The sequence below is a fragment of the Bradyrhizobium sp. genome (genome assembly GCF_035701725.1).
In the GTDB taxonomy this organism is placed as follows: Bacteria; Pseudomonadota; Alphaproteobacteria; order Rhizobiales; family Xanthobacteraceae; genus Bradyrhizobium.
The window spans coordinates 1-18,954 of record NZ_DASSRP010000160.1 but is presented as its reverse complement, the minus strand read 5'-3'; the positions used below and the strand labels follow the sequence as shown (position 1 = coordinate 18,954).

The window sequence follows — 18,954 nt, the reverse complement described above, 5'->3', positions numbered from 1 at the left end:
ACTTGGCGCCGCCCTTTCGCGTCATGTGAGTTGAAGGTTTTGGCGTTTCGCAGGTCGGCCATGAGCCCGGCAAGCGAGGCGCGGTTGGAGAGCACTGAATGGCCAGCAAGGCAAAGACGCTTCAGGTGAAGGAAAAGGAAACGGACGAGAAGGTCGCCGACGCGCCCGAGAAGGACTCGCCCGATGCGCCCTCGCCGTTGCTCGACCTGTCCGATGCGGCCGTCAAGAAGATGATCAAGCAGGCCAAGAAGCGCGGCTTCGTGACCTTCGATCAGCTCAACGAAGTGCTGCCCTCGGACCAGACCTCGCCCGAGCAGATCGAGGACATCATGTCGATGCTCTCGGACATGGGCATCAACGTCACCGAGGCCGAGGAAGATTCCGACGACGACAAGCAGGAAGAAGCCGACGACGAGACCGATAACGAACTCGTCGAGGTCACATCCAAGGCCGTCACCGAAGTCAAGAAATCGGAGCCGGGCGAGCGCACCGACGATCCGGTGCGGATGTATCTGCGCGAGATGGGCACGGTGGAATTGCTCTCGCGCGAGGGCGAAATCGCCATCGCCAAGCGTATCGAGGCCGGCCGCGAGGCGATGATCGCGGGCCTGTGCGAAAGCCCGCTGACCTTCCAGGCCATCATCATCTGGCGCGACGAACTCAACGAAGGAAAGATCTTCCTTCGCGACATCATCGATCTCGAAGCGACCTATGCCGGCCCCGACGCCAAGAACAACATGAACCCCGCAATGATCGGCGCCGCCGTCGGTCCCGACGGCCAGCCTGTTGCCGTGGACGCCACGGCGGGTGGTAGCGAAGGCAGCGGCAGTGGTGGTGCAATGCCGGCCGCGGTCGCGCCGCCGGCGGCCCCGCCGTCGCCGACCCCGTTCCGCGCGGCTCCAGCCGGTGACGATGCCGATGGCGAGAAGGATCCCGGCGAGGCCGCCGCCGAGTCCGACATGGACGACGACGAGTTCGAAAACCAGATGTCGCTCGCGGCGATCGAAGCCGAGCTGAAGCCGAAAGTGGTCGAGACCTTCGACAAGATCGCCGACAACTACAAGAAGCTGCGCCGCCTGCAGGAGCAGGACATCTCCAATCAGCTCCAGAACGAAACGCTCTCGCCGGCGCAGGAGCGCAAGTACAAGAAGCTGAAGGACGAGATCATCGTCGAGGTGAAGTCGCTGCGGCTGAACCAGGCGCGCATCGATTCCCTGGTCGAGCAGCTCTACGACATCAACAAGAAGCTGGTGTCGTTCGAGGGCCGCCTGCTGCGCCTCGGTGACAGCCATGGCGTCGCGCGCGACGATTTCCTGCGCAACTATCAGGGCTCCGAGCTCGATCCGCGCTGGCTCAATCGCGTCTCGAAACTCTCCGCCAAGGGCTGGAAGAATTTCGTCCATCACGAGAAGGACCGCATCAAGGAGCTGCGCGGCGAGATTCAACAGCTCGCGGCACTCACGGGTCTTGAGATCGGCGAGTTCCGCAAGATCGTGCACGGCGTGCAAAAAGGCGAGCGCGAGGCACGTCAAGCCAAGAAGGAAATGGTGGAAGCCAACCTTCGCCTCGTGATCTCGATCGCGAAGAAATACACCAACCGCGGCTTGCAGTTCCTCGACCTGATCCAGGAAGGCAATATCGGCCTGATGAAGGCAGTCGATAAATTCGAATACCGCCGCGGCTACAAGTTCTCGACCTATGCGACCTGGTGGATCCGGCAGGCGATCACGCGCTCGATCGCAGACCAAGCGCGCACCATCCGCATCCCCGTGCACATGATCGAGACCATCAACAAGATCGTGCGCACCTCGCGCCAGATGCTCAACGAGATCGGCCGCGAGCCTACCCCGGAAGAGCTGGCCGAAAAACTCGGCATGCCGCTCGAGAAGGTGCGCAAGGTTCTCAAGATTGCCAAAGAGCCGTTGTCGCTGGAGACGCCGGTCGGTGACGAAGAGGATTCGCATCTCGGCGATTTCATCGAGGACAAGAACGCGATCCTGCCGATCGATGCGGCGATCCAGTCGAACCTGCGCGAGACCACGACGCGCGTGCTGGCCTCGCTGACGCCGCGCGAGGAGCGCGTGCTGCGCATGCGCTTTGGCATCGGCATGAACACCGACCACACGCTGGAAGAAGTCGGCCAGCAGTTCTCGGTGACGCGCGAACGCATCCGTCAGATCGAGGCGAAGGCGCTGCGCAAGCTGAAGCATCCGTCGCGGTCGCGGAAGCTGCGGAGTTTCCTGGATAACTGATCAGGGCCTGCTCCTCCCGGGCTTCAACCAAGGCATCCAATAACGGCGGACCGGAAGGTTCGCCGTTATTGTTCCGCGCTGCCACCGCCGCCCGGTTCCGAGGGTGGAACCTTTGCCACTTCTTCCCGTTTTTTGGCTAGGAAGAAGGGCCCGAATGACCATGCTGGACGGCAGCATCCCTCGGTATCGACCGCCGGCGCCAGTGCCGATTGACCGGCGTTTGGGGCTTCTCCGACTGCTGGTGAAACTTGCAAGAAATCCAGTCGAGTGCTGGAGCGCCGAATTTTTCCGCGAACCGATCGTCAGGGTCCGACTCCCGTTCGCCGAGGCGGTTCTTGTTCACGAGCCGCTCGCGATCAAGCGCGTCCTGCTGGAAAATTCTGCAAACTATATCAAGGATCCTCTCCAGCGCCGCGTGCTGGCGAGCGGGCTTGCCGATGGGCTGATCGGCGTCGAGGGGACCCGTTGGGAGGCGCAACGTCGCACGCTTGCGCCTTTATTTGCCAAGCGCAGCGTAAATTCATTCACGCGGCCGATGCTGCGCACGGCGAGCAGGTTGGCGGCAAAATGGCGCGAACTCGGCGCTGGTGCCGTTGTCGATGTTGCAGCGGAGATGACGCTGACAACGCTGAACGTGCTGGCTCTGACGATTTTTTCCGACGGGATCGGCGGGGATTTCGAGAAGCTGCGGCTGGCGATGAACTCGTACTTTGGCGCGATTGGCAGGATCGGCCTGTTTGATCTGCTTGGCGCGCCCGCGTGGATACCGCGTCTGTCGCAGTCGCACCTGCGCAGGACCATGACCTACTTCGAACGGCTCATCGACGAGGTCATCGAGGTGAGACGCCGAAAGCTTTCGATGAACGGTGCGGAGGTTGGAGGCGGTGATCTCCTCAGCCTGCTGTTGCGCGCACCTGACCCCTCCACCGGACAATCGATGAGTTCCAACGAGGTCAAGTCTAACATCCTGACCTTTTTATCCGCGGGACATGAGACCACCGCGAACGCTTTGGCGTGGTCGATCTTCCTTTTGTCTCAATCAACATGGTGGCGTGACCGCGTCCGAGAGGAGGCTGCGCGCGAGCTGGCTGGGCCGGCCGACGGATTGGTGGATCGCCTCGTCGTGACCCGCGCGGTGGTGGAGGAAGCGCTACGCCTCTATCCGCCTATCGCCGCGCTCAGTCGCATGGCGCTCGATGCCGACGTGTTGGCAGGTACGGGCGTAAAGGCTGGCTCGCTTATCGTGATAGCGCCTTACGTCCTGCATCGTCATCTCCGACTTTGGCATTCGCCCGACATATTCGACCCGTCGAGATTTTTGATAAAGAAGAACGAAATAAATCGTTTCGCCTACCTGCCGTTCGGCGTGGGACCACGAACTTGCATCGGGGCTTCGTTCGCGATGCAGGAAGCGGTCATTGTCCTTGCCGTGCTCTTGAATAGTTTCGAGTTTGAGCTGCTAGATGAAGCACGCGTATGGCCGGTACAACGGGTCACGCTGCGTCCCGGGCCGCTGCCGACGCGAATTTCATATCGTCCTGATGCTGTCCGAACCGATTGCTGCGACGCTGTCCGTTCTCGCCCCTGCGAGCTGCAGGACGTAGAACCCTCGTCTTGAAAGCTGATATCATGAAAGTCGCGATCGTCCGCGACGATCTCGTTTGTCGCTGAAAGCGGATCCGGGAGGGGGTGATGCGGCCCGGGATATGCGCTCTACAGTCATAGCGATCCCTTTGAGGATGCGATCTACAATCTCTATCTCGGCGAACCCGTGCTGTATGGCGTCTATCACGGCGATGGCAGTTGCTATTTCGTGCGAAAACGCAGCCTCACGCCGGCGGGCTGGCGCTACCGTCCGGTGCAGACCTGCGGATGATGGGGTTCGTCTGGTCGCTGCCGCCTCGAAACATTCCAGGCCCTAGACAGGCTTCGAGGTCCGAAGCGCTTCTATGAGCGCATCCTGCGCGACGCCTTTCAACTTTTCCAGGCTGAGAACGCCACGCTGCGCGGCTTGCAGAAGCCGCCTGGCGACGAATGCGCGGCGCTCGTGGTCGCCGCCGCATGAATAGTTTTCGAAGACCTGCTCGAGCACAAACTCGAGCCGCGCTTTGAAGCCGTCTCCAATCCTCATCCAAATTCACTCCCGACGAAGCGGCGGATAAACGAGGAAGACGATGGGCCGGTTCCAACGCCTTGCCGGGTAAAAATTGTATTAGAAGCGTCGTTCGTCGAGCGTCTGTTACGTTGTCGAAAACGGCAATGATTTGGCGCATCGACAACGGCCCGACGTTAAATGACCCTCAGCTCAGATGGGCAAAGCGAGCCCGGGCTGAAGCGTTGCGCATGCCGCCGGGCGAGGTGCGAGACCGCCTCTTGCGCAGGGCCGAAGCCAGCGAACTGGCGGTCATCGAAGGCTGGCTGGCGCCCCTGCGCTCGCAGCGGAGCTAGTAGTCCAATTCTAACATTTGAGCCAGCAGCGATCAGAATTGGCAAAAAGCAAAGGCCTCAGCTTTGGAGGATCGCTGAGGCCTTGCCGGACCTAAGTGGTTGGTTGCAGTTACCAGGCTGCCTTCATTGCTTCCCATATCTCGCGGCCATTCGACACTAAAATCGAGTTCAGCGATTAAAACCGGGTTTAGGCCCGGCCAGCCGGCGTCCGAGCCCGCGGCTGCAGCCGGCACGCCTAGCGCGTTGACCCAGATCAACTCTTTCGCGTGCGACCCGCCCCAGTGTGCGAGCGATAGGAAACCATTAAATGGACGGTGATGCGCACTTTTTATTTTGATTTGAAGGATGGCGTTCCGGCGCGGCATCGAGGCGGTTTGCAATTTCCCTCGATAGAGGCTGCGGTTGAGCACAGCGTCAAGATGGCGCGGCAGCTTCGTGGCGATCCAACAGCCGAGCCTGGTCTCTACGTCAGCGTGATCGACGAATCGGGCGCGGAGGTACACCGCGAGCCGGTCTACAAGGGACCGGAGGTGCAGGGAAAGGGCTAACCGCTTCGCGTATCGGATTGTAACCGTTCGCGCGGTGACGGGACGCTTCTTCTGCAATATTCCCGCGAGACCGGCGCTCTTGCGCCTATCGCGGCTTCCCCTCGTCGATGCGCTTGGCCTGGAGCACGTCGGCGAGCGCACGCTTGGTGTCGCCCATGCGACGGAAGACAATGGCGCGGTTGATATAGGCGTCCGAGAAGTTCGGATCGAGATGGATCGCAAGATCAAAGTCGGTCAGCGCCAGCGGAAAGTCGCCGCTGCGATAGGCGCGGTCGCCGCGCTCCAGATAATACTGGGCATCCTTCACCGCAGGCTCGGGCGTCGCGGGCTCGGCGACGGCTGGGGCGGCGATCTCCTCTACGGTTACCGCGATAACGGGCGCCGCGATCTCTTCAGCTGCGTCCGGAATCTCCGCCTCTTTGGCGGGCCGGACCCTATCGGGCGTGTGTTCGCTCACCTTTTCGCCGGCACGGCCGACCGTATTATTCCCTGGCGGTGGCATTGCCGCGGTTAGGGTCTCCGCCCGTGCCGACAGTTGCTGCACGCGCGCGGACACGACGGGCGCCGTCAGAACTCTCTCGAGCGCCACGAATGCGCCGATCGATACCGAGGCAATCACCATGCTGCCGATCGGGCCGGGCAGGCCGGAAAGGATCGTGCGCTTTGGTTCCGGCGTTCTCTGTTGCTCGGCCTCGGCCAGCAACCAGTCATAGGCGGCTCGCTGCGTCTCGTCCTTGAGAATGGCATGCGCGCGGACAACCTGCCTGAATTTCTGCGGCGCGTCGGGGTCGGCGCGATTGTTGTCGGGATGGCTGGCCTTGGCGGCCTTGCGGAAGGCGGCCCTTAAGCTGTCGGCATCATCTTGCGGTAACGCACCGAGCAATTCGTAAAGGGTTGGCACAATATCCCTCGCAATAATGATCTTTCAAAAGTGCCCCCTCCCGTATTTGTCCGGATTCTCGTGAGAAAAGCGCGCCAGGATGTGGCGTCAAAACGGCTTAATCTTGGGAGCGGCAGCTTCAAGGTTAACGTCATGCAGGCGTCACAAAGCGCCTCGCGACGAGCTTTCGAAAAAGGGGTTGGTCGCGCGTTACCGAACGGGCCGGCGTTGCGGCATACGCTCGATTGATGCCTGCAACCGGCTGAGGCGCTCGCGCGCTGTCTTTTCGGCATCCTGATAACACTGCCGCTCATACTCGATCTTCAGCCGCGCCCATTCATTCGGGTCGACCGCCTTTACGTCTGCGCGCTTGAACTCGCAGCTCGGCGCCGGCTGGGGCGCAAGCAGCGCCGAGTCGGGCCCGTGAACGCGTGACGAAGCGTGTTGCGACGTTCTGGGCTTGATGCGGGCGTGCAAGGTCGGACGAATATGGTTCGTCTTGACCTCTCGTTGAGGCGAATTGAATTCGCTGTGCGCAGGCTCGCGCGCGCATCCACCGAGCGCCGTCGCGAGCGCCATGACGGAAATAAGCAGGACCTTCGGCCGCCGCCGTGTGCGGGTGAATTCGCGGCCGCCATCCGCAGAATGCGCGGAGCTCATCATCGCCAACCCCGATCGATCCGGTTCAAGGCGAGACAGGTTGCGGCCGCCGCATGCAACGAGATCTCGAAAAAGCGCGGCCACCATCGGCGAAAAATTTGAATCTCAGTCTAATAATTACGATGAATGAAATGCTAACGGCCCTGGCGCTCACCTTCCAAGGCTTCGTGTTTCGTTGCGACACCACTTCCGCGAACCTCGAAAAGTCGTGGGCTGCCGCCGATCCATAAAAATTTTCCGAAAATGCCAGCCAGGTGGCAACCACGCCCTCACGTCGCGAGCTCCGGTTAGGGAGGCTTTATCGCCCTTGCCTCACGATGCAGCGAATGAGGGAGCTGCGAAAAAAATGTCCAGATGGAAAGAGACTGCAATGGCGGTGCCTGCGTTCGCGCTGTTGCTGTTCGCCGGGCACAAGGTGATCGGCCCGGACGAAAGCTACAACCGCCTGCTGGATTGTCCGACGTCCTGGCTCGGCGGCGCGAGCATTCCCGCAGCGCGATTTCTCGCGTCGGACCCGATGACATCAACCGTGTTGCGCGTCGAGGCAGATCCGCTTCCGCGGCAACGAGACGTTGCGACGACGCTGACGCCGGAAGCGCGGATCAGGAGCGTGTTCGCGCAGTTCGGGCCGGGTGAGCGCCGCGCCGCTCACCCCGCATAGGTCGCGAACCTGCCACGTACGAAGGCGTGCGACACCGCCTTCTTCAATTCCTCGACCTCGCTTTCAAGATAACTGTTGGCGAGGATCAGCGCGCCGATGGTGGCGCGCAGATCGCCATCGCAAGCAGCGATGGCGTGATCGATGGCGGTCGCAAGGCCGCCGTCATGGTCTTGCGGCCTCGGTACGGGTTCCGAAGACATCAGGCGGGTCCTGGCTGGCTGATCGAGGCTTATGTTCTTATTTTGTTCTGTTGGAGTCAAGCCGGTTGCGGCCGCCGTCCTCCCGACGGGTGGGTTTACTTCTTCTTCGCGCCGACCCGGCTGATCGATTTGATCTTGAGCGCCGGCCGACCGGATTTTTCCGCGATTTCGCGGTCCTGCTCGGCAATGAACGCGCGCGCCGGGGCATCGCCGTCCAGCCCACCAAGAAGCTCGGACGGCACGCGGCGATTGGAGCGCTGGGAATCGTCTTCATAGACGACGTTGAAGAAGGCGAATTCGCCTTTGGGATTGGTTCCGGGTTTTTTCGGCATGCGCGGCTTGTCGGCGATTGGCGCGCCGCTGTCAAAACAAATCGGAAGGCCCCCGAGCCGGTTCGTTCAATGTGCGGCGGGCGAGGGCCTGACTTCTTCGGGCAGCATGCGCTGCATCACGCGGTCGCGATAGACGAAGATATGCGCGAGCGCTGCGATCACATGCAGGCCGATGACGACAAGCAGCGTCCACTCGGCCGCCTGATGAAAACCGTCGATCGCCTTGTTGGCGGCGGGATTGTCCGAGGCGAGCATCGGCAGCGGAAACAAATAGAAGAACGAAACCTGCCAGCCACGGAAGGATGCGAATAGCCAACCGGAAAAAGTCGTCGCCAGCACCAGGATGTAGAGCAGCCAGTGCACCAGCTCCGAACTCAGCCGCTGCCAGGGCGGCAAGGTGCTCTCGGGCGCGACCGGATGGGTGAGGCGCCAGATGAAGCGCAGCACGGTGAGGGCGAGGATCACGATGCCGAAGGAGATGTGCAGGTTCATGCCGACCCCCGGCTGTTGTCCGCGGTGAATATCGGGCATCAGCCAGCCGATCGGATATTGCACGAGGAGCAGCGCCACGATCAGCCAGTGAAACAGCTTCGCTGTCGTGCCGTAATGGAGGCGGGGTTTCATGTGGGTGCTAATGCGGCGTGAACTGGTTGAGGTCGTTGATGCCGATCTCTTGCTCGAGCTTGGCGACGCGGTCCACCATCATCTCGAAGCCGTCCTGGCCGAACAGCTCGTGTTCTTTCTTCTCGAAATCTTCCGCCATCGCGTCATATTCGTGGGAGGAGACGACATCTTTCAGCTTCGGGAACAGCTCGGTATCCTCACGCGCCGCGTGCGGCCGGTACATGGTGATGAAGGATTGCATCGACTGGGTGAGCTGCTTGCGGTCGTCGGCATTGGCGCGGCTGGTCGGCGCAAGGCGCAGGATGGTCTCGGTGACCTTGCGTCCCGCCTCGTGCTGGCGCTCCAGCGTGTCGACGAGGCCGGTCATTTTGCCGGCCTCGCGGAAGCGTGGGAACAGATGCTGCTCTTCCGACTTCTCATGATAGTTGTTGATAAAGTCGCGGATGATCTCGGCCGATTGCGTGATCAGCGCGGGATCGAAATCCGCGTTTGCGGAAAAATGCGTCAAACCAGCCTCGTAGAGCAGAAGCACGCGATCGAGTACGCCATGTTCACGCATCAGATCTTCCGGCGGCGTCACTTCCTCCTTGTCCATGCCGCCGCCCACCATTTCCTTCAGCTTCTCGCCGACGCCCTTTTCCTCGCCGCGCGCGGCGCCGACAAACAGGGCAGGCGCCGCGACCGCGACGATCGCGGCGCCGCCGACAGTCAAAAGCTCGCGCTTATTCGGCTTGATGATCTTCACGGTCGGGCTCCTATCGACAGGAACAGCTTTGCGGCAGGGCGGCGGCGATCAGCGCCAGGCACCCTCGTTCTTCTGCTCGTAATCCTTGAAGGCTTTCTCAAGGCCGCCCAAGACTTCGGCGGAGGTCTCGAACATCGCCCTGAGCTGCGGTTCGCTCACCTTGTCGATGTCCTGGCGCAGATGGGTTCGGATGTCGTGGAGCGCCTTCTGCATCTTCTGCGTATGGTGGCGGGGGTCACGATCTGCAGCACTGGCCATTGGCATTCTCCTCGTTGCAAATCTCCGGATTGGTCGAGCCATCTCGCGGGCACGGTTCCAGCGCCCGTCGGAAGCCGCCAAAACAACCGCCGGCCACACGGCCCGTTCCAATGGCGAAGTCGGCCAGATCCTGGGAAGGCGTGTGGCGCGCCCTGCAATTCTGCAACGTTGGACCTCAAAACGGCCTCCGCGACGCCGAGTACCCTTCCGGCCTGGCGGCCTCTCGTATATGAAAAACCGCCTCCGGATTGTGCTGATCTCATGAACAGATTGAGGGCGGTGATGGCGGCTGGGATTAATCAAATCAAAAGCCGCGACGTGACACTTTATCGACATCGATGCGGACAGGCATATTCACCGGGGCATGGCATGACAGCTCGATCTGGGACGACGCAATCCACCATGGCGGTATCGAGACGGCGATCAGCCGCTATCGTGACAGTGGCGACGGCCGTGCTGACGGTGCTGGGCGCGACCGCGCTGACGGATGCTGCCACCGCGAAGGGCGCCCGGCCGGCGCCGGTGCGGGAGGCGACCGCGCCGCGACCTGCCGGCGAGCCGATCATGGCCATCGTGTCGATCAGCGCCCAGAAGGTCACGTTCTACGACGCCGACGGCTGGATTTACCGCGCGCCGGTCTCCACCGGCACCACGGGGCGTGAAACGCCGGCCGGCGTCTTTGCCATCGTCGAGAAGGACAAGGATCACCACTCGACCATGTATGACGATGCCTGGATGCCGAACATGCAGCGCATCACCTGGAACGGACTGGCGCTGCATGGTGGGCCGCTGCCGGGCTATGCGGCCTCGCACGGCTGCGTGCGGATGCCTTACGATTTTGCGGAAAACCTGTTCGACCGGACGCGGATCGGCATGCGCGTAATCGTCGCGCCGAACGATCCGGAGCCGGTGCCGTTCTCGCATCCCTCGCTGTTCGTGCCGAATGCGCAGGCGATTGCGGCGGCGCCGGATCGCATCGGAACGCTGTCCCGCGAGGCGGCCGCGGCCACGGTTGCGGCAGACGAGGCGAAGAAGGCGGCCACGGCTGCGACGCGGGAGGCCGCAACCATCAACGCCTCGCTGCGCAAGCTGGAACAGGCCAAGAAGAATGCCGACGCCGAGGCGGCGTTTGCCGACAAGGTGCTGGCGAGGGCGAAGACCGACGATGCGAAAGCGAAGGCCGAGGAGCTGAAGGAAAAAGCCGCGGCCAAGGTGGAAGACGCCGGCAAGCAACTCGATGCCGCCAGGACCGACGCGAAGGCCAAGCTTGAGGCTGCGGCGAGCGCAAAGGATGCGGCGAAAGCGGCCGAGAGCAAGAAGAGCGATGCTACAAACGCGGAAAGGGACGCCAAGCTCGCGCTCGAGCCGGTCTCCATCTATATCAGCCGGGCGACGCAGAAGCTTTACGTCCGGCGCAACACGCACAAGGAATTGCCGGACGGCGGCGAGCGCTTCGATTTCAGCATCGAGGTGCCGGTCACCATCCGCAATCCCGACCAGCCGATCGGGACGCATATTTTCACGGCGATGGCAAAGGGCGATGACGGAGGCCTGCGCTGGACAGCGGTCACCATCGACGATGCCGACGACGCCAAGGATGCGCTCGATCGCATCACATTCCCGCAGGATGTAATCAACCGCGTGGCGACGACGGCACTGCCGCGATCCTCGATCGTCATCTCGGACGAGCCGCTCTCCAAGGAAACCAACTACCGCACCGAATTCGTCGCAGTGCTGAGCAACCAGCCGCAGGGCGGCTTCATCACGCGCAAGCCCTCGGCCCCGCCGGCGGACATGGTCGCGAATGGTGATGTCTTTATCGACAACGGCTTCGGCAACTTCTTCCGCCGCGGCGACGGCGCTCCGGTGCAACGCAATGAAGGCGGCTTTGGCTCCTTCTTCCAGCAGAGCGAGCCGCAGCCGGCTCCCCAACCCGGCACGCCGCGCCGACGCACGGGCCAGCCTTATTATCCGCCGCAACAGAGCCAGCAGGTGCAGCAGGGCTGGGGCGGTCCCCCCGGCTGGTGACAGCGGGCGGAGCGTCGCCCCGATCGCGCAACCTGGATGACAGTTGCACCGCCCGGAATCGGGACACGAGAGCTCCGATTCCGAAGTTCGTATGGTATTGCGGCTCCACATTCACGAACTTCGGAATCAAAGGAGCTCTAGCAACCTAACGATTCTGGTGCGGTTTAGAGCTTGAAGTTCCTATGACCAACCCGCGGCGAAACCGATAGGAACTTCAAATTCACCGCACTAGACTGCCTCCCTTGAAGGCCGGCCCATCTCTTTGAGGCTGGCTGCAAAAGGGAGAAGCTGAATGTCACGTCTCGCCGCCTGTCTGATCATCGCATGGTCGGTGCTACTCGCGCCGTGGGCCATTGCGCAAGACGCCCAGCCCAATCGTACCGTGCTGAAAACTGCCGACCTCACCGGCACCGACAAGGAAATCATCATCGCCGTGCTCGAAGTGCCGCCGGGGGCCGCCATCGCGCGCCACACCCATCCGGGCGAGGAGGCGGTCTATGTGCTGGAAGGCGCCAAGCTGCAAATGCCCGATGGCAAGGAGATCGATCGCCCCGCCGGGCAAGCCGGCGTCAACGTGCGCGACGTGCCGCATGCCGGCTACAAGGTGGTCGGTGACAAGCCTCTGAAAATTTTGACCGTGCACATCGTGGACAAAGGCAAACCGATGACGGTGCCGGCGCCGTAACGCCTGGCAACATAACGGCGGGCTCGAGTCCGCCGCATTTTGGCTAGTGTCCCGATTTTGAAGTTCGTATCATGGGCGACGCCCTGCTTACGAACTTCAGTGCCCGTATGACGGGCGGAAGGCCAATTCCTCGAAAAGGACTCCTGATGAACAATTGCAAGGGACTGACCGCCGCCTTTTCGATGCTGGCGATGCTGACCTGTCTGGGCCCGCAAGCCCATGCTGCCCAATGCGGCAACGGGCCCGGCGGCTTTGAGGCCTGGAAGCAGCAATTCGCCGGCGAAGCGCGTGCCAAGGGGATTGGCGCTGCCGGAATTTCGGCGCTGATGGGGACGAACTATGCGCAAGCCACCATCAATGCCGATCGCAGCCTGCACAGTTTCAAGCTCTCGCTCAATCAGTTCATGGTCAAGCGCGGCGCGGCGGCGATCGTGGCGCGTGGCCGCTCGATGAAGCAGAGGAATGCGGCGCTGTTCGCCTCGATCGAGCAGCGCTATGGCGTGCCGGCTGGGCCGCTGATTGCGATCTGGGGCATGGAGACCGGGTTCGGCAGCCAGCACGGCAATCAGAACATGATCTCCTCGATCGCGACGCTGGCCTATGACTGCCGCAGGCCGGAATATTTCACCGACCAGCTTTATGCGGCATTGAAATTGATCGATCGCGGCACGCTGTCGGCGAGCCAGCGCGGCTCGATGCATGGCGAGATCGGCCAGACCCAGTTCCTGCCCAAGACCATGCTTGAATATGGTGTCGGCAATCTCGAAAGCGCCTCAGGTGCGTTGTCCTCGACCGCGAATTATCTCAAGGCCCATGGCTGGCGCCCCGGGGCCGGCTATCAGCCGGGCCAGCCGAATTTCGCGGCGATCCAGGAATGGAATGCAGCCAGCGTCTATCAGCAGGCGATCGCGATCATGGGGCGACAGATCGACGGCGGAGAGTGAAGGGCGCACACGGCCGGTCGCCGATGAAGCATCGATTCACGGCACCTTCGAACGAACCGGGAGCGGCGCGAGCTTTCCCTTGCCGGGTGGCCGGCCGTCGCCGCTTTGGTGGCGGCCTATTGCCATGATCGCCGTGCCCATCGCGGCTGAACCGAAGGTGACAACGAACCCGAACAGCATCAGCCCGAGCGCGACCGCCGGCGAGCGGTCCGCCAGGATCAGATGGCGCAATCCGCCCATGTCGAGCCACAGCAGGCCGCCGACGAGCAGGACTGAGATCGTTACGCCGATGCCGAGATTGATGGCGAGCAGGCGAAACAGCGCAACACGAAACAAGACTGGCCGCGTGGTCACACGCATAGGCACCTCGCACCACTTGCTGCCCGGATAGTTCGCGGCGATGCGGGGCTGACGCCGATCTTACGCCGCGGAAGAAAGGGGCCTGTCACCGGTTTGGGCCGGCTTCTGCTGGCGAGCCGCAATCTTCTGCCAGAGCGCAGCGATGCTTTCGTGCGTTTGCGCCGGGATGAAGCAGTGACCTTCATGGTCGAAACCGCAGAACCGCGCCGACGAATCGCCGCGCAAGGTGGCGAGCGCCTCGTCGATCATCTCCAGGCAAGCCACCACCTGGCCGACATCGTCAAGGCGCGTATGGTACATCATGTCGAGCAGACGGAAAGCCATGACAGGCGGATTGCCATAGGAAATGGCCGGCCGGCCGAATTCGAAGAACACGTTGACGGCCGGCAGCACGGCTTCGATCTTGGCCAGGATCGCCTCGGCGTCTTCAACGCTGCAGGACACCATATGCGCCTGCCTGGATGGTTCGACCGTGGCGGAGGGCGCAAGCGGCGGCTCGGACAGGCCAAGGGCAGCAGTCACTTCTTTTTCGATCCACTGCCGAACCGGGGGCGGCGCGTTGCGAATCTGGTCAATGGTCAGCGTAATTCCAAGCATGAGCGGCTCTCCTTTGCCCTCATTGTGGAATAGGGGCCCAAAGGGCCTGTTGACGAAGATCAAGGGTTTTGCTGCCGGATGAGCGCGTTTTTTGACGGATGCGGTCTTCCGAGGGCATGATGGCCTCGATTTGGAGGTCAAAGCGGATGTTGAAAGTTCGTCTGGCGGCGGTTGCCGTCGCCCTGGCGCTTGCCGCCCCCGCTTATGCCGCCCGCTGCGGCGGCGATTTCCGCACTTTCGTGCAGAACGTCTCAGCCGAGGCCGCCGCGGCCGGCATCTCGCAGGCCACGATCACGGAAGCGCTCGGCGGTGTACAGCAGGATTTCGGTGTACTTGCCTTCGACCGCCGGCAGCGCGGTACGTTCACCAAAACCTTCGAGCAATATGTTTCCACCCGTGTCGGCAGCGGCCGCATCAATGGCGGACGGGCGATGCTGCGGCGCTACGCGGACCTGCTGTCGAGCATCGAGGCCAAATATGGCGTGCCGCGTCAGATCCTGGTCGCGATCTGGGGTCTGGAGAGCGACTTCGGCAAGGGCGACATGGGCAAACTGCCGGTGTTTCGCGTGCTCGCCACCATGGCGCATGACTGTCGCCGCACCGAACTGTTTCAGGGCGAGCTCAAGGCGGCGCTGCAAATCCTGCAGCGCGGCGACCTGCCGCTGCGCGAAATGATCGGCGCCTATGCCGGCGAGATCGGGCAGACGCAATTTCTGCCGTCGTCCTACATCAAATACGGCGTCGATTTCGATGGCGACGGCCGCGTCGACCTGCGCCACAGCGTTGCCGACGTGCTCGCCTCGACCGCGAACCTTCTGCACACCAACGGCTTCAAGATGGGCGCGCCCTATGGCGAGGGCTCGGCCAATTTCGAGGCGATGCGCGAGTGGAATCACGCGGTGATCTACCGCAAGACCATCGCCTATTTCGCCGATCAACTGGTCGGGAGGTGAACCGCCATGTCGTTCGCGTTTCTGTTGACGTCCCTGATCGTGGTCGCTTCGCCCGGCACCGGCGTGCTTTACACGCTGGCGACCGCGCTGAGCGGCGGCGCGCGGGCGGCGGTCGCGGCCAGCCTCGGCTGCACACTCGGCATTTTGCCGGCGATGCTGGCGGCAATGGTTGGGCTCGCCGCGGTGCTGCATACCAGCGCCTTGGCCTTTGCCACGCTGAAATGGCTGGGTGTTGCCTACCTGTTGTACATGGCCTGGCAGCAGCTCGGCGCGCGCGGAGCGCTGTCGGTCGAGGCGCGCTCGGATGCCACCACGGACGCGCGGGTCATCGCGAGGGGGTTTCTGATCAACATTCTCAACCCGAAACTCTCGATCTTCTTCCTCGCATTCCTGCCCCAGTTCATCTCGGCAGACGAGGCCCATCCGCTGGTGTGCATGCTTGAGCTTTCCACAACCTTCATGTTCATGACCTTCGCGGTGTTCGTGCTGTATGGGTTGTTTGCCGCGAAAGTTCGCGACCACATCGTCAGCCGGCCGGAGGTAATGACGTGGCTGCGTCGGGCCTTCGCGGGCGGTTTCGCGCTGCTGGGCGCCAAGCTGGCGTTCGCGGAGAGGTGAGGGGAAGTTCACTATCTTCCGTCATTGCGAGGAGCCCGCGATAAAATTGCGAAGCAATTTCGCGCTGGAGCGACCAGCAATCCAGAATGCTGCTGCCGCTGAACTGGATTGCGGAGCCCGTCATCGGGCGCGCATTCGCGCGACCCGTTGGCTGACGCTCGCAATGACGGCGAGAACAGACCTGTTCACTTCCCCCGCTTCGACATTTTCTCGATCCGCCTGGCCATCACCTTCCAGTAGGTGGCGGGGCGCAGGCGCTGCAAGATGTCCATGAAGCGGGCGTCGTTGCCGATCAGGATGCGCGGCTCGTTGTTTTCGATGCCCCTGATGATCCGCCGCGCCGCGTCTTTCGCCGACGTCTGCGCGATGGCGTCGAAGCGTTCGATCGCCTGCGAGCGCCGCTCGTTGCCGCTGATGGCCGAACCGGTGCGCGAGTTGCGCACGATATTGGTCTTGATGCCGCCGGGATGCACCACGGAAAGCCGGACCGGGCTGCCAGCCCCTTGCAGCTCGTGACGCAGCGCTTCGGAAAAGCCGCGGATGGCGAACTTCGCCGCCGAATAGGCGGTCTGGCCGGGCGGGGCCATGATGCCGAAAATCGAGGAGACATTGACGATGTGGGCGGCGGATTGGTTTGACAGATGCGGCAGAAAAGCTCGCGTCGCATGCACCGCGCCCCAGAAGTTGATGTTGAACAGCCACTCCATCTGGATCTGGTCGATTTCGTGAAACAGTCCGAGCAGTGAGACGCCGGCATTGTTGATGAGGATGTTCAGCGACGGATGGGCGGCGATCACCTCGCGCGCAAAGCCTGCGATCTGTTCGGGATCGGCGACATCCACGCGGTGAAGGCTGATCTTTCGCGGCGAACTCCTGGCGATGTCGGCGGCGAGCGACTGCAGGCCGGCCTCATCGCGATCGGCGAGCGCCAGGTCGGCTCCGCGCCCGGCGAGTTCAACCGCCAGCGCCCGGCCGATGCCGCTCGCGGCACCCGTGACGGCGACGGTGGCTCCAGGGATCGCGGTCATTATCAGCTACTCCGATGCAGGCGATTTCTGCCAGTGAAAGCGGATCGGCAGACCACATCAAGCGAAATGAAAGCCGAAACGAAAAAGGCGAGCCGGAGGCCCGCCGTTTTCTAGGTGCCCGGGCAGAGCGAGGCTCTACCCGGGCAGAAAGAAGTATCGAAGTTACTTCTTCTTCGCCTTCTTGGCCTTTTTCGCCTTCTTTGCCTTCTTCGCTTTCTTAGCCATAGCATCCTCATTTGAGTTAATGGATTGAACGCGACTCGAGGCATGCTCGGCGGAGGGCCAGCCTCGCAACATCCTCAGTTGTAATCCCAGCAGATTCGTGAGCGTCTGCCCCGCGCTGTCACGCCTGTGTCATCGCGTTATCCACAGAAGTTAGCGGTTTTGGCCCGTTTTTGGCGCGTGCATCGCCATCGCCTGTTTCAAATCGCGTCACGTGCGCGATGAAGCCGAGCTCCGAGACGCCTCCCTCGTGGTGAGTCCGAGGTTAATGTCGGCGATCTGAAGGACGCCGCGCACGACTTTCAGCATTTCACAACCACGCCGTGGATTTGGTTTCCAAAGGTGAGACTCCGTTAATCGCCTTGGCTGCATGTTGCTCGGCAAGACTACGGGGATAGTCATCGCACCGGGGCGGCTTGAAACGGGGAGACAGGGCGATGGTCGCTCTGAACTTGAAATGTTGAACGTTCCGACGCTCTGGGCGGCGTTCGTCATCAATTTCCTCGCGCTCGGTCTGATCTGGGCCTACATCTTCCATAGCTATCCAAGCCTTGAAGCGGCGCGGTACTGGACCGGCTCGGCTTTCGCGGCCGTCGCGGCGGCGCTGATCGGGATGGCGGCGTCGTTCGAGCAGTCACTCTTGTTGCTGTCGTTTGCCGGCACCGCGGCAATCTCGGCCTCCTGCCTGCTGGCGATGGGCGTTCGGCAGTTCTACGGCGAGCCGGTGCGCTGGCGGCAGATGGCTGCGATTACGGCATTCGCATTCGCCGGTTTTCAGGTCTTCACGTTCGGCTATGCCAGCGCGAACGGCCGCATCCTGATCTACTCGGCGGGCTTGATCCTGCCCATGCTCCTCGCCCTCAACCTGCTGCTGCAAAGGCGCGACGGCCGGATCAATGCCGGCGCGCGGCTGGCGGGCTTCGTGGCGATGGCGATCGTCGCCATTTGCGCCCTTCGTGCCGTCAGCAAGCTGTTGCAGGCGGGCGGCGATTTCAATTTCCTCCACTTCAACGCGCCGCAAGCCGTCATGGTGTTGGCGCTGATCTTCCTGTCGATGGTCTGCAACTTCGGCTTCCTGTTGATGGCGATGGACCGTTTGCGCAACGAGGTCGCCGATCTTGCGCTGATGGACGACCTCACCGGCGTCGGCAACCGGCGCCAGTTGCTGCAACGTCTGACCGAGGAATGCGCCAGATCCGATCGCAGCAAACAGCCGTTTGCGCTTCTGGTCATCGACATCGACAACTTCAAGACCATCAACGACACCCACGGTCATGCCGCGGGCGATGCCTGTCTGCAGCACTTCACGCTGATGGCCCAGACGCGGCTGCGGCCGGGCGATCTGCTCGCGCGCACCGGCGGCGACGAATTCTGCATCATGCTGCCGGCTTCCACGCTGCGCGAGGGTGCTGTCATCGCGCGCCGCATCATCGAGGTGTGCCGCGAGGATGCCGCCGGCTGTGTCGGCAACGAGGTCCCGCTGTCGGTGTCGGTCGGGGTCGCGCAATGGACGCGCGACGTCGGCGCCTTCCCGGATCGGCTGATTGCCGCGGCCGACCACGCGCTCTATGTCGCCAAGAAAGAGGGGCGCGATCGCTTCTCGGTCTACGAGCCGGTCCCGACCCTGGTGCCGGATATCGCGCCGATGCGGCTTCAGGCCTGAAGCCTCGACGGCCAATTGCCGGCTTGATCTGCGACCGGTGCCGCGCATAGTGCCGGCATGGGTCTTCGTTTGCTGTTCGCCGCGTGCGCTCTGCTGCTGTCGGTTCCGGCCTCGGCCGGCGAGCCTTCGCTGGAGGCGATCGCGCGTTCTTCCGGCACGCCGGACATTCCGGGCCTGAAGGTGGTCTGGCTCGCACCGTGGGGCGATGTCGAGAAGGCGCACCCGTGGGCGAACATCATCGTGCATCA

General features: G+C 62.4%; 21 protein-coding genes and 1 pseudogene. 11 read left to right on the top strand and 11 right to left on the bottom strand.

What is annotated here, in order from left to right:
• Nucleotides 1–98 precede the first annotated feature (98 nt).
• Both rpoD and VFL62_RS09380 read left to right on the top strand, forming a co-directional pair.
• Nucleotides 99–2,252, top strand: coding sequence for an RNA polymerase sigma factor RpoD (gene rpoD, locus VFL62_RS09385; protein WP_325172097.1), 2,154 nt, complete (start codon nt 99–101; stop codon nt 2,250–2,252).
• 154 nt (nt 2,253–2,406) lie between these two features.
• Nucleotides 2,407–3,870 carry a cytochrome P450 gene (locus VFL62_RS09380; RefSeq protein WP_325172096.1) on the top strand — a complete coding sequence of 488 codons (1,464 nt, stop codon included), beginning with the start codon at nt 2,407–2,409 and terminating at the stop codon, nt 3,868–3,870.
• A gap of 300 nt (nt 3,871–4,170) precedes the next feature.
• On the opposite strand, the gene VFL62_RS09375 is transcribed toward VFL62_RS09380, so the two are convergent.
• A complete protein-coding gene (locus tag VFL62_RS09375; protein ID WP_325172095.1) occupies nt 4,171–4,383 on the bottom strand; it encodes a hypothetical protein in 213 nt (70 codons plus the stop codon).
• Between the two features lie 634 nt (nt 4,384–5,017).
• Here VFL62_RS09375 and VFL62_RS09370 point away from each other — a divergent pair.
• Nucleotides 5,018–5,248, top strand: coding sequence for a DUF6894 family protein (locus VFL62_RS09370; RefSeq protein WP_325172094.1), 231 nt, complete (start codon nt 5,018–5,020; stop codon nt 5,246–5,248).
• 85 nt (nt 5,249–5,333) lie between these two features.
• Here the strand turns inward: VFL62_RS09370 and VFL62_RS09365 are convergent, their stop codons facing one another.
• Entirely contained in the window at nt 5,334–6,149 is an 816-nt protein-coding gene (locus VFL62_RS09365) for a DnaJ domain-containing protein (protein ID WP_325172093.1), read from the bottom strand.
• Between the two features lie 189 nt (nt 6,150–6,338).
• Nucleotides 6,339–6,791 carry a hypothetical protein gene (locus VFL62_RS09360; RefSeq protein WP_325172092.1) on the bottom strand — a complete coding sequence of 151 codons (453 nt, stop codon included), beginning with the start codon at nt 6,789–6,791 and terminating at the stop codon, nt 6,339–6,341.
• A gap of 367 nt (nt 6,792–7,158) precedes the next feature.
• Here VFL62_RS09360 and VFL62_RS09355 point away from each other — a divergent pair, with 367 nt between their 5' ends.
• The gene (locus VFL62_RS09355) at nt 7,159–7,449 is read left to right on the top strand and encodes a hypothetical protein (protein WP_325172091.1); all 291 of its coding nucleotides are present in this window, start codon (nt 7,159–7,161) and stop codon (nt 7,447–7,449) included.
• On the opposite strand, the gene VFL62_RS09350 is transcribed toward VFL62_RS09355, so the two are convergent.
• From VFL62_RS09350 to VFL62_RS09330, 5 genes are all read right to left on the bottom strand, one after another.
• Nucleotides 7,437–7,649, bottom strand: a complete 213-nt coding sequence (locus VFL62_RS09350) for a hypothetical protein (protein ID WP_325172090.1) — start codon at nt 7,647–7,649, stop codon at nt 7,437–7,439. The genes VFL62_RS09355 and VFL62_RS09350 overlap by 13 nt on opposite strands.
• Before the next feature lie 95 nt (nt 7,650–7,744).
• A complete protein-coding gene (locus VFL62_RS09345) occupies nt 7,745–7,981 on the bottom strand; it encodes a hypothetical protein (protein ID WP_325172089.1) in 237 nt (78 codons plus the stop codon).
• A gap of 66 nt (nt 7,982–8,047) precedes the next feature.
• Entirely contained in the window at nt 8,048–8,605 is a 558-nt protein-coding gene (locus VFL62_RS09340; protein ID WP_325172088.1) for a cytochrome b, read from the bottom strand.
• Between the two features lie 7 nt (nt 8,606–8,612).
• Complete coding sequence (locus tag VFL62_RS09335) at nt 8,613–9,350, bottom strand: hemerythrin domain-containing protein (protein WP_325172087.1); 738 nt, start codon at nt 9,348–9,350, stop codon at nt 8,613–8,615.
• 48 nt (nt 9,351–9,398) lie between these two features.
• Nucleotides 9,399–9,608: a hypothetical protein gene (locus tag VFL62_RS09330; RefSeq protein ID WP_325172086.1), complete on the bottom strand. Its 210-nt coding sequence runs from the start codon at nt 9,606–9,608 to the stop codon at nt 9,399–9,401.
• 369 nt (nt 9,609–9,977) lie between these two features.
• On the opposite strand from VFL62_RS09330, the gene VFL62_RS09325 reads away from it, so the two are divergent.
• From VFL62_RS09325 to VFL62_RS09315, 3 genes are all read left to right on the top strand, one after another.
• Nucleotides 9,978–11,636: a L,D-transpeptidase gene (locus tag VFL62_RS09325; protein ID WP_325172085.1), complete on the top strand. Its 1,659-nt coding sequence runs from the start codon at nt 9,978–9,980 to the stop codon at nt 11,634–11,636.
• Between the two features lie 292 nt (nt 11,637–11,928).
• Nucleotides 11,929–12,321 (top strand): cupin domain-containing protein, encoded by a 393-nt coding sequence (locus VFL62_RS09320; RefSeq protein WP_325172084.1) that lies wholly within the window; start codon nt 11,929–11,931, stop codon nt 12,319–12,321.
• A 146-nt stretch (nt 12,322–12,467) separates the two neighbouring features.
• A complete protein-coding gene (locus VFL62_RS09315) occupies nt 12,468–13,265 on the top strand; it encodes a lytic transglycosylase domain-containing protein (protein ID WP_325172083.1) in 798 nt (265 codons plus the stop codon).
• A 36-nt stretch (nt 13,266–13,301) separates the two neighbouring features.
• On the opposite strand, the gene VFL62_RS09310 is transcribed toward VFL62_RS09315, so the two are convergent.
• Both VFL62_RS09310 and VFL62_RS09305 read right to left on the bottom strand, forming a co-directional pair.
• Entirely contained in the window at nt 13,302–13,625 is a 324-nt protein-coding gene (locus VFL62_RS09310; protein ID WP_325172082.1) for a hypothetical protein, read from the bottom strand.
• A 60-nt stretch (nt 13,626–13,685) separates the two neighbouring features.
• The gene (locus VFL62_RS09305; RefSeq protein ID WP_325172081.1) at nt 13,686–14,222 is read right to left on the bottom strand and encodes a hypothetical protein; all 537 of its coding nucleotides are present in this window, start codon (nt 14,220–14,222) and stop codon (nt 13,686–13,688) included.
• 146 nt (nt 14,223–14,368) lie between these two features.
• On the opposite strand from VFL62_RS09305, the gene VFL62_RS09300 reads away from it, so the two are divergent.
• A complete protein-coding gene (locus VFL62_RS09300) occupies nt 14,369–15,175 on the top strand; it encodes a lytic murein transglycosylase (RefSeq protein ID WP_325172080.1) in 807 nt (268 codons plus the stop codon).
• 6 nt (nt 15,176–15,181) lie between these two features.
• On the top strand, nt 15,182–15,793 hold the full coding sequence (locus VFL62_RS09295; RefSeq protein ID WP_325172079.1) for a LysE family translocator: 612 nt from the start codon (nt 15,182–15,184) through the stop codon (nt 15,791–15,793).
• A 185-nt stretch (nt 15,794–15,978) separates the two neighbouring features.
• Here VFL62_RS09295 and VFL62_RS09290 read toward each other — a convergent pair whose 3' ends face one another.
• Nucleotides 15,979–16,821 carry an SDR family NAD(P)-dependent oxidoreductase gene (locus tag VFL62_RS09290; RefSeq protein WP_325172078.1) on the bottom strand — a complete coding sequence of 281 codons (843 nt, stop codon included), beginning with the start codon at nt 16,819–16,821 and terminating at the stop codon, nt 15,979–15,981.
• 679 nt (nt 16,822–17,500) lie between these two features.
• Here VFL62_RS09290 and VFL62_RS09285 point away from each other — a divergent pair.
• Together VFL62_RS09285 and VFL62_RS09280 are read left to right on the top strand one after the other, a co-directional pair.
• The gene (locus VFL62_RS09285; protein ID WP_325172077.1) at nt 17,501–18,706 is read left to right on the top strand and encodes a GGDEF domain-containing protein; all 1,206 of its coding nucleotides are present in this window, start codon (nt 17,501–17,503) and stop codon (nt 18,704–18,706) included.
• Nucleotides 18,707–18,763: 57 nt separating this feature from the next.
• Nucleotides 18,764–18,954: pseudogene (locus VFL62_RS09280) on the top strand (N-acetylmuramoyl-L-alanine amidase); the annotation flags it as partial.

Excerpts from the sequence above, each read along its gene's own strand:
- VFL62_RS09325 (WP_325172085.1), top strand. The coding sequence starts at position 9,978 with ATGACAGCTCGATCTGGGACGACGCAATCCACCATGGCGGTATCGAGA.
- VFL62_RS09370 (WP_325172094.1), top strand. The coding sequence starts at position 5,018 with ATGCGCACTTTTTATTTTGATTTGAAGGATGGCGTTCCGGCGCGGCAT.
- VFL62_RS09295 (WP_325172079.1), top strand. The coding sequence starts at position 15,182 with ATGTCGTTCGCGTTTCTGTTGACGTCCCTGATCGTGGTCGCTTCGCCC.
- VFL62_RS09320 (WP_325172084.1), top strand. The coding sequence starts at position 11,929 with ATGTCACGTCTCGCCGCCTGTCTGATCATCGCATGGTCGGTGCTACTC.
- VFL62_RS09285 (WP_325172077.1), top strand. The coding sequence starts at position 17,501 with ATGTTGAACGTTCCGACGCTCTGGGCGGCGTTCGTCATCAATTTCCTC.
- VFL62_RS09355 (WP_325172091.1), top strand. The coding sequence starts at position 7,159 with ATGGCGGTGCCTGCGTTCGCGCTGTTGCTGTTCGCCGGGCACAAGGTG.
- VFL62_RS09315 (WP_325172083.1), top strand. The coding sequence starts at position 12,468 with ATGAACAATTGCAAGGGACTGACCGCCGCCTTTTCGATGCTGGCGATG.
- VFL62_RS09345 (WP_325172089.1), bottom strand. The coding sequence starts at position 7,981 with ATGCCGAAAAAACCCGGAACCAATCCCAAAGGCGAATTCGCCTTCTTC.
- VFL62_RS09340 (WP_325172088.1), bottom strand. The coding sequence starts at position 8,605 with ATGAAACCCCGCCTCCATTACGGCACGACAGCGAAGCTGTTTCACTGG.
- VFL62_RS09380 (WP_325172096.1), top strand. The coding sequence starts at position 2,407 with ATGACCATGCTGGACGGCAGCATCCCTCGGTATCGACCGCCGGCGCCA.
- VFL62_RS09360 (WP_325172092.1), bottom strand. The coding sequence starts at position 6,791 with ATGATGAGCTCCGCGCATTCTGCGGATGGCGGCCGCGAATTCACCCGC.
- VFL62_RS09290 (WP_325172078.1), bottom strand. The coding sequence starts at position 16,821 with ATGACCGCGATCCCTGGAGCCACCGTCGCCGTCACGGGTGCCGCGAGC.
- VFL62_RS09350 (WP_325172090.1), bottom strand. The coding sequence starts at position 7,649 with ATGTCTTCGGAACCCGTACCGAGGCCGCAAGACCATGACGGCGGCCTT.
- VFL62_RS09300 (WP_325172080.1), top strand. The coding sequence starts at position 14,369 with ATGTTGAAAGTTCGTCTGGCGGCGGTTGCCGTCGCCCTGGCGCTTGCC.
- VFL62_RS09310 (WP_325172082.1), bottom strand. The coding sequence starts at position 13,625 with ATGCGTGTGACCACGCGGCCAGTCTTGTTTCGTGTTGCGCTGTTTCGC.
- VFL62_RS09375 (WP_325172095.1), bottom strand. The coding sequence starts at position 4,383 with ATGAGGATTGGAGACGGCTTCAAAGCGCGGCTCGAGTTTGTGCTCGAG.
- VFL62_RS09330 (WP_325172086.1), bottom strand. The coding sequence starts at position 9,608 with ATGGCCAGTGCTGCAGATCGTGACCCCCGCCACCATACGCAGAAGATG.
- VFL62_RS09305 (WP_325172081.1), bottom strand. The coding sequence starts at position 14,222 with ATGCTTGGAATTACGCTGACCATTGACCAGATTCGCAACGCGCCGCCC.
- rpoD (WP_325172097.1), top strand. The coding sequence starts at position 99 with ATGGCCAGCAAGGCAAAGACGCTTCAGGTGAAGGAAAAGGAAACGGAC.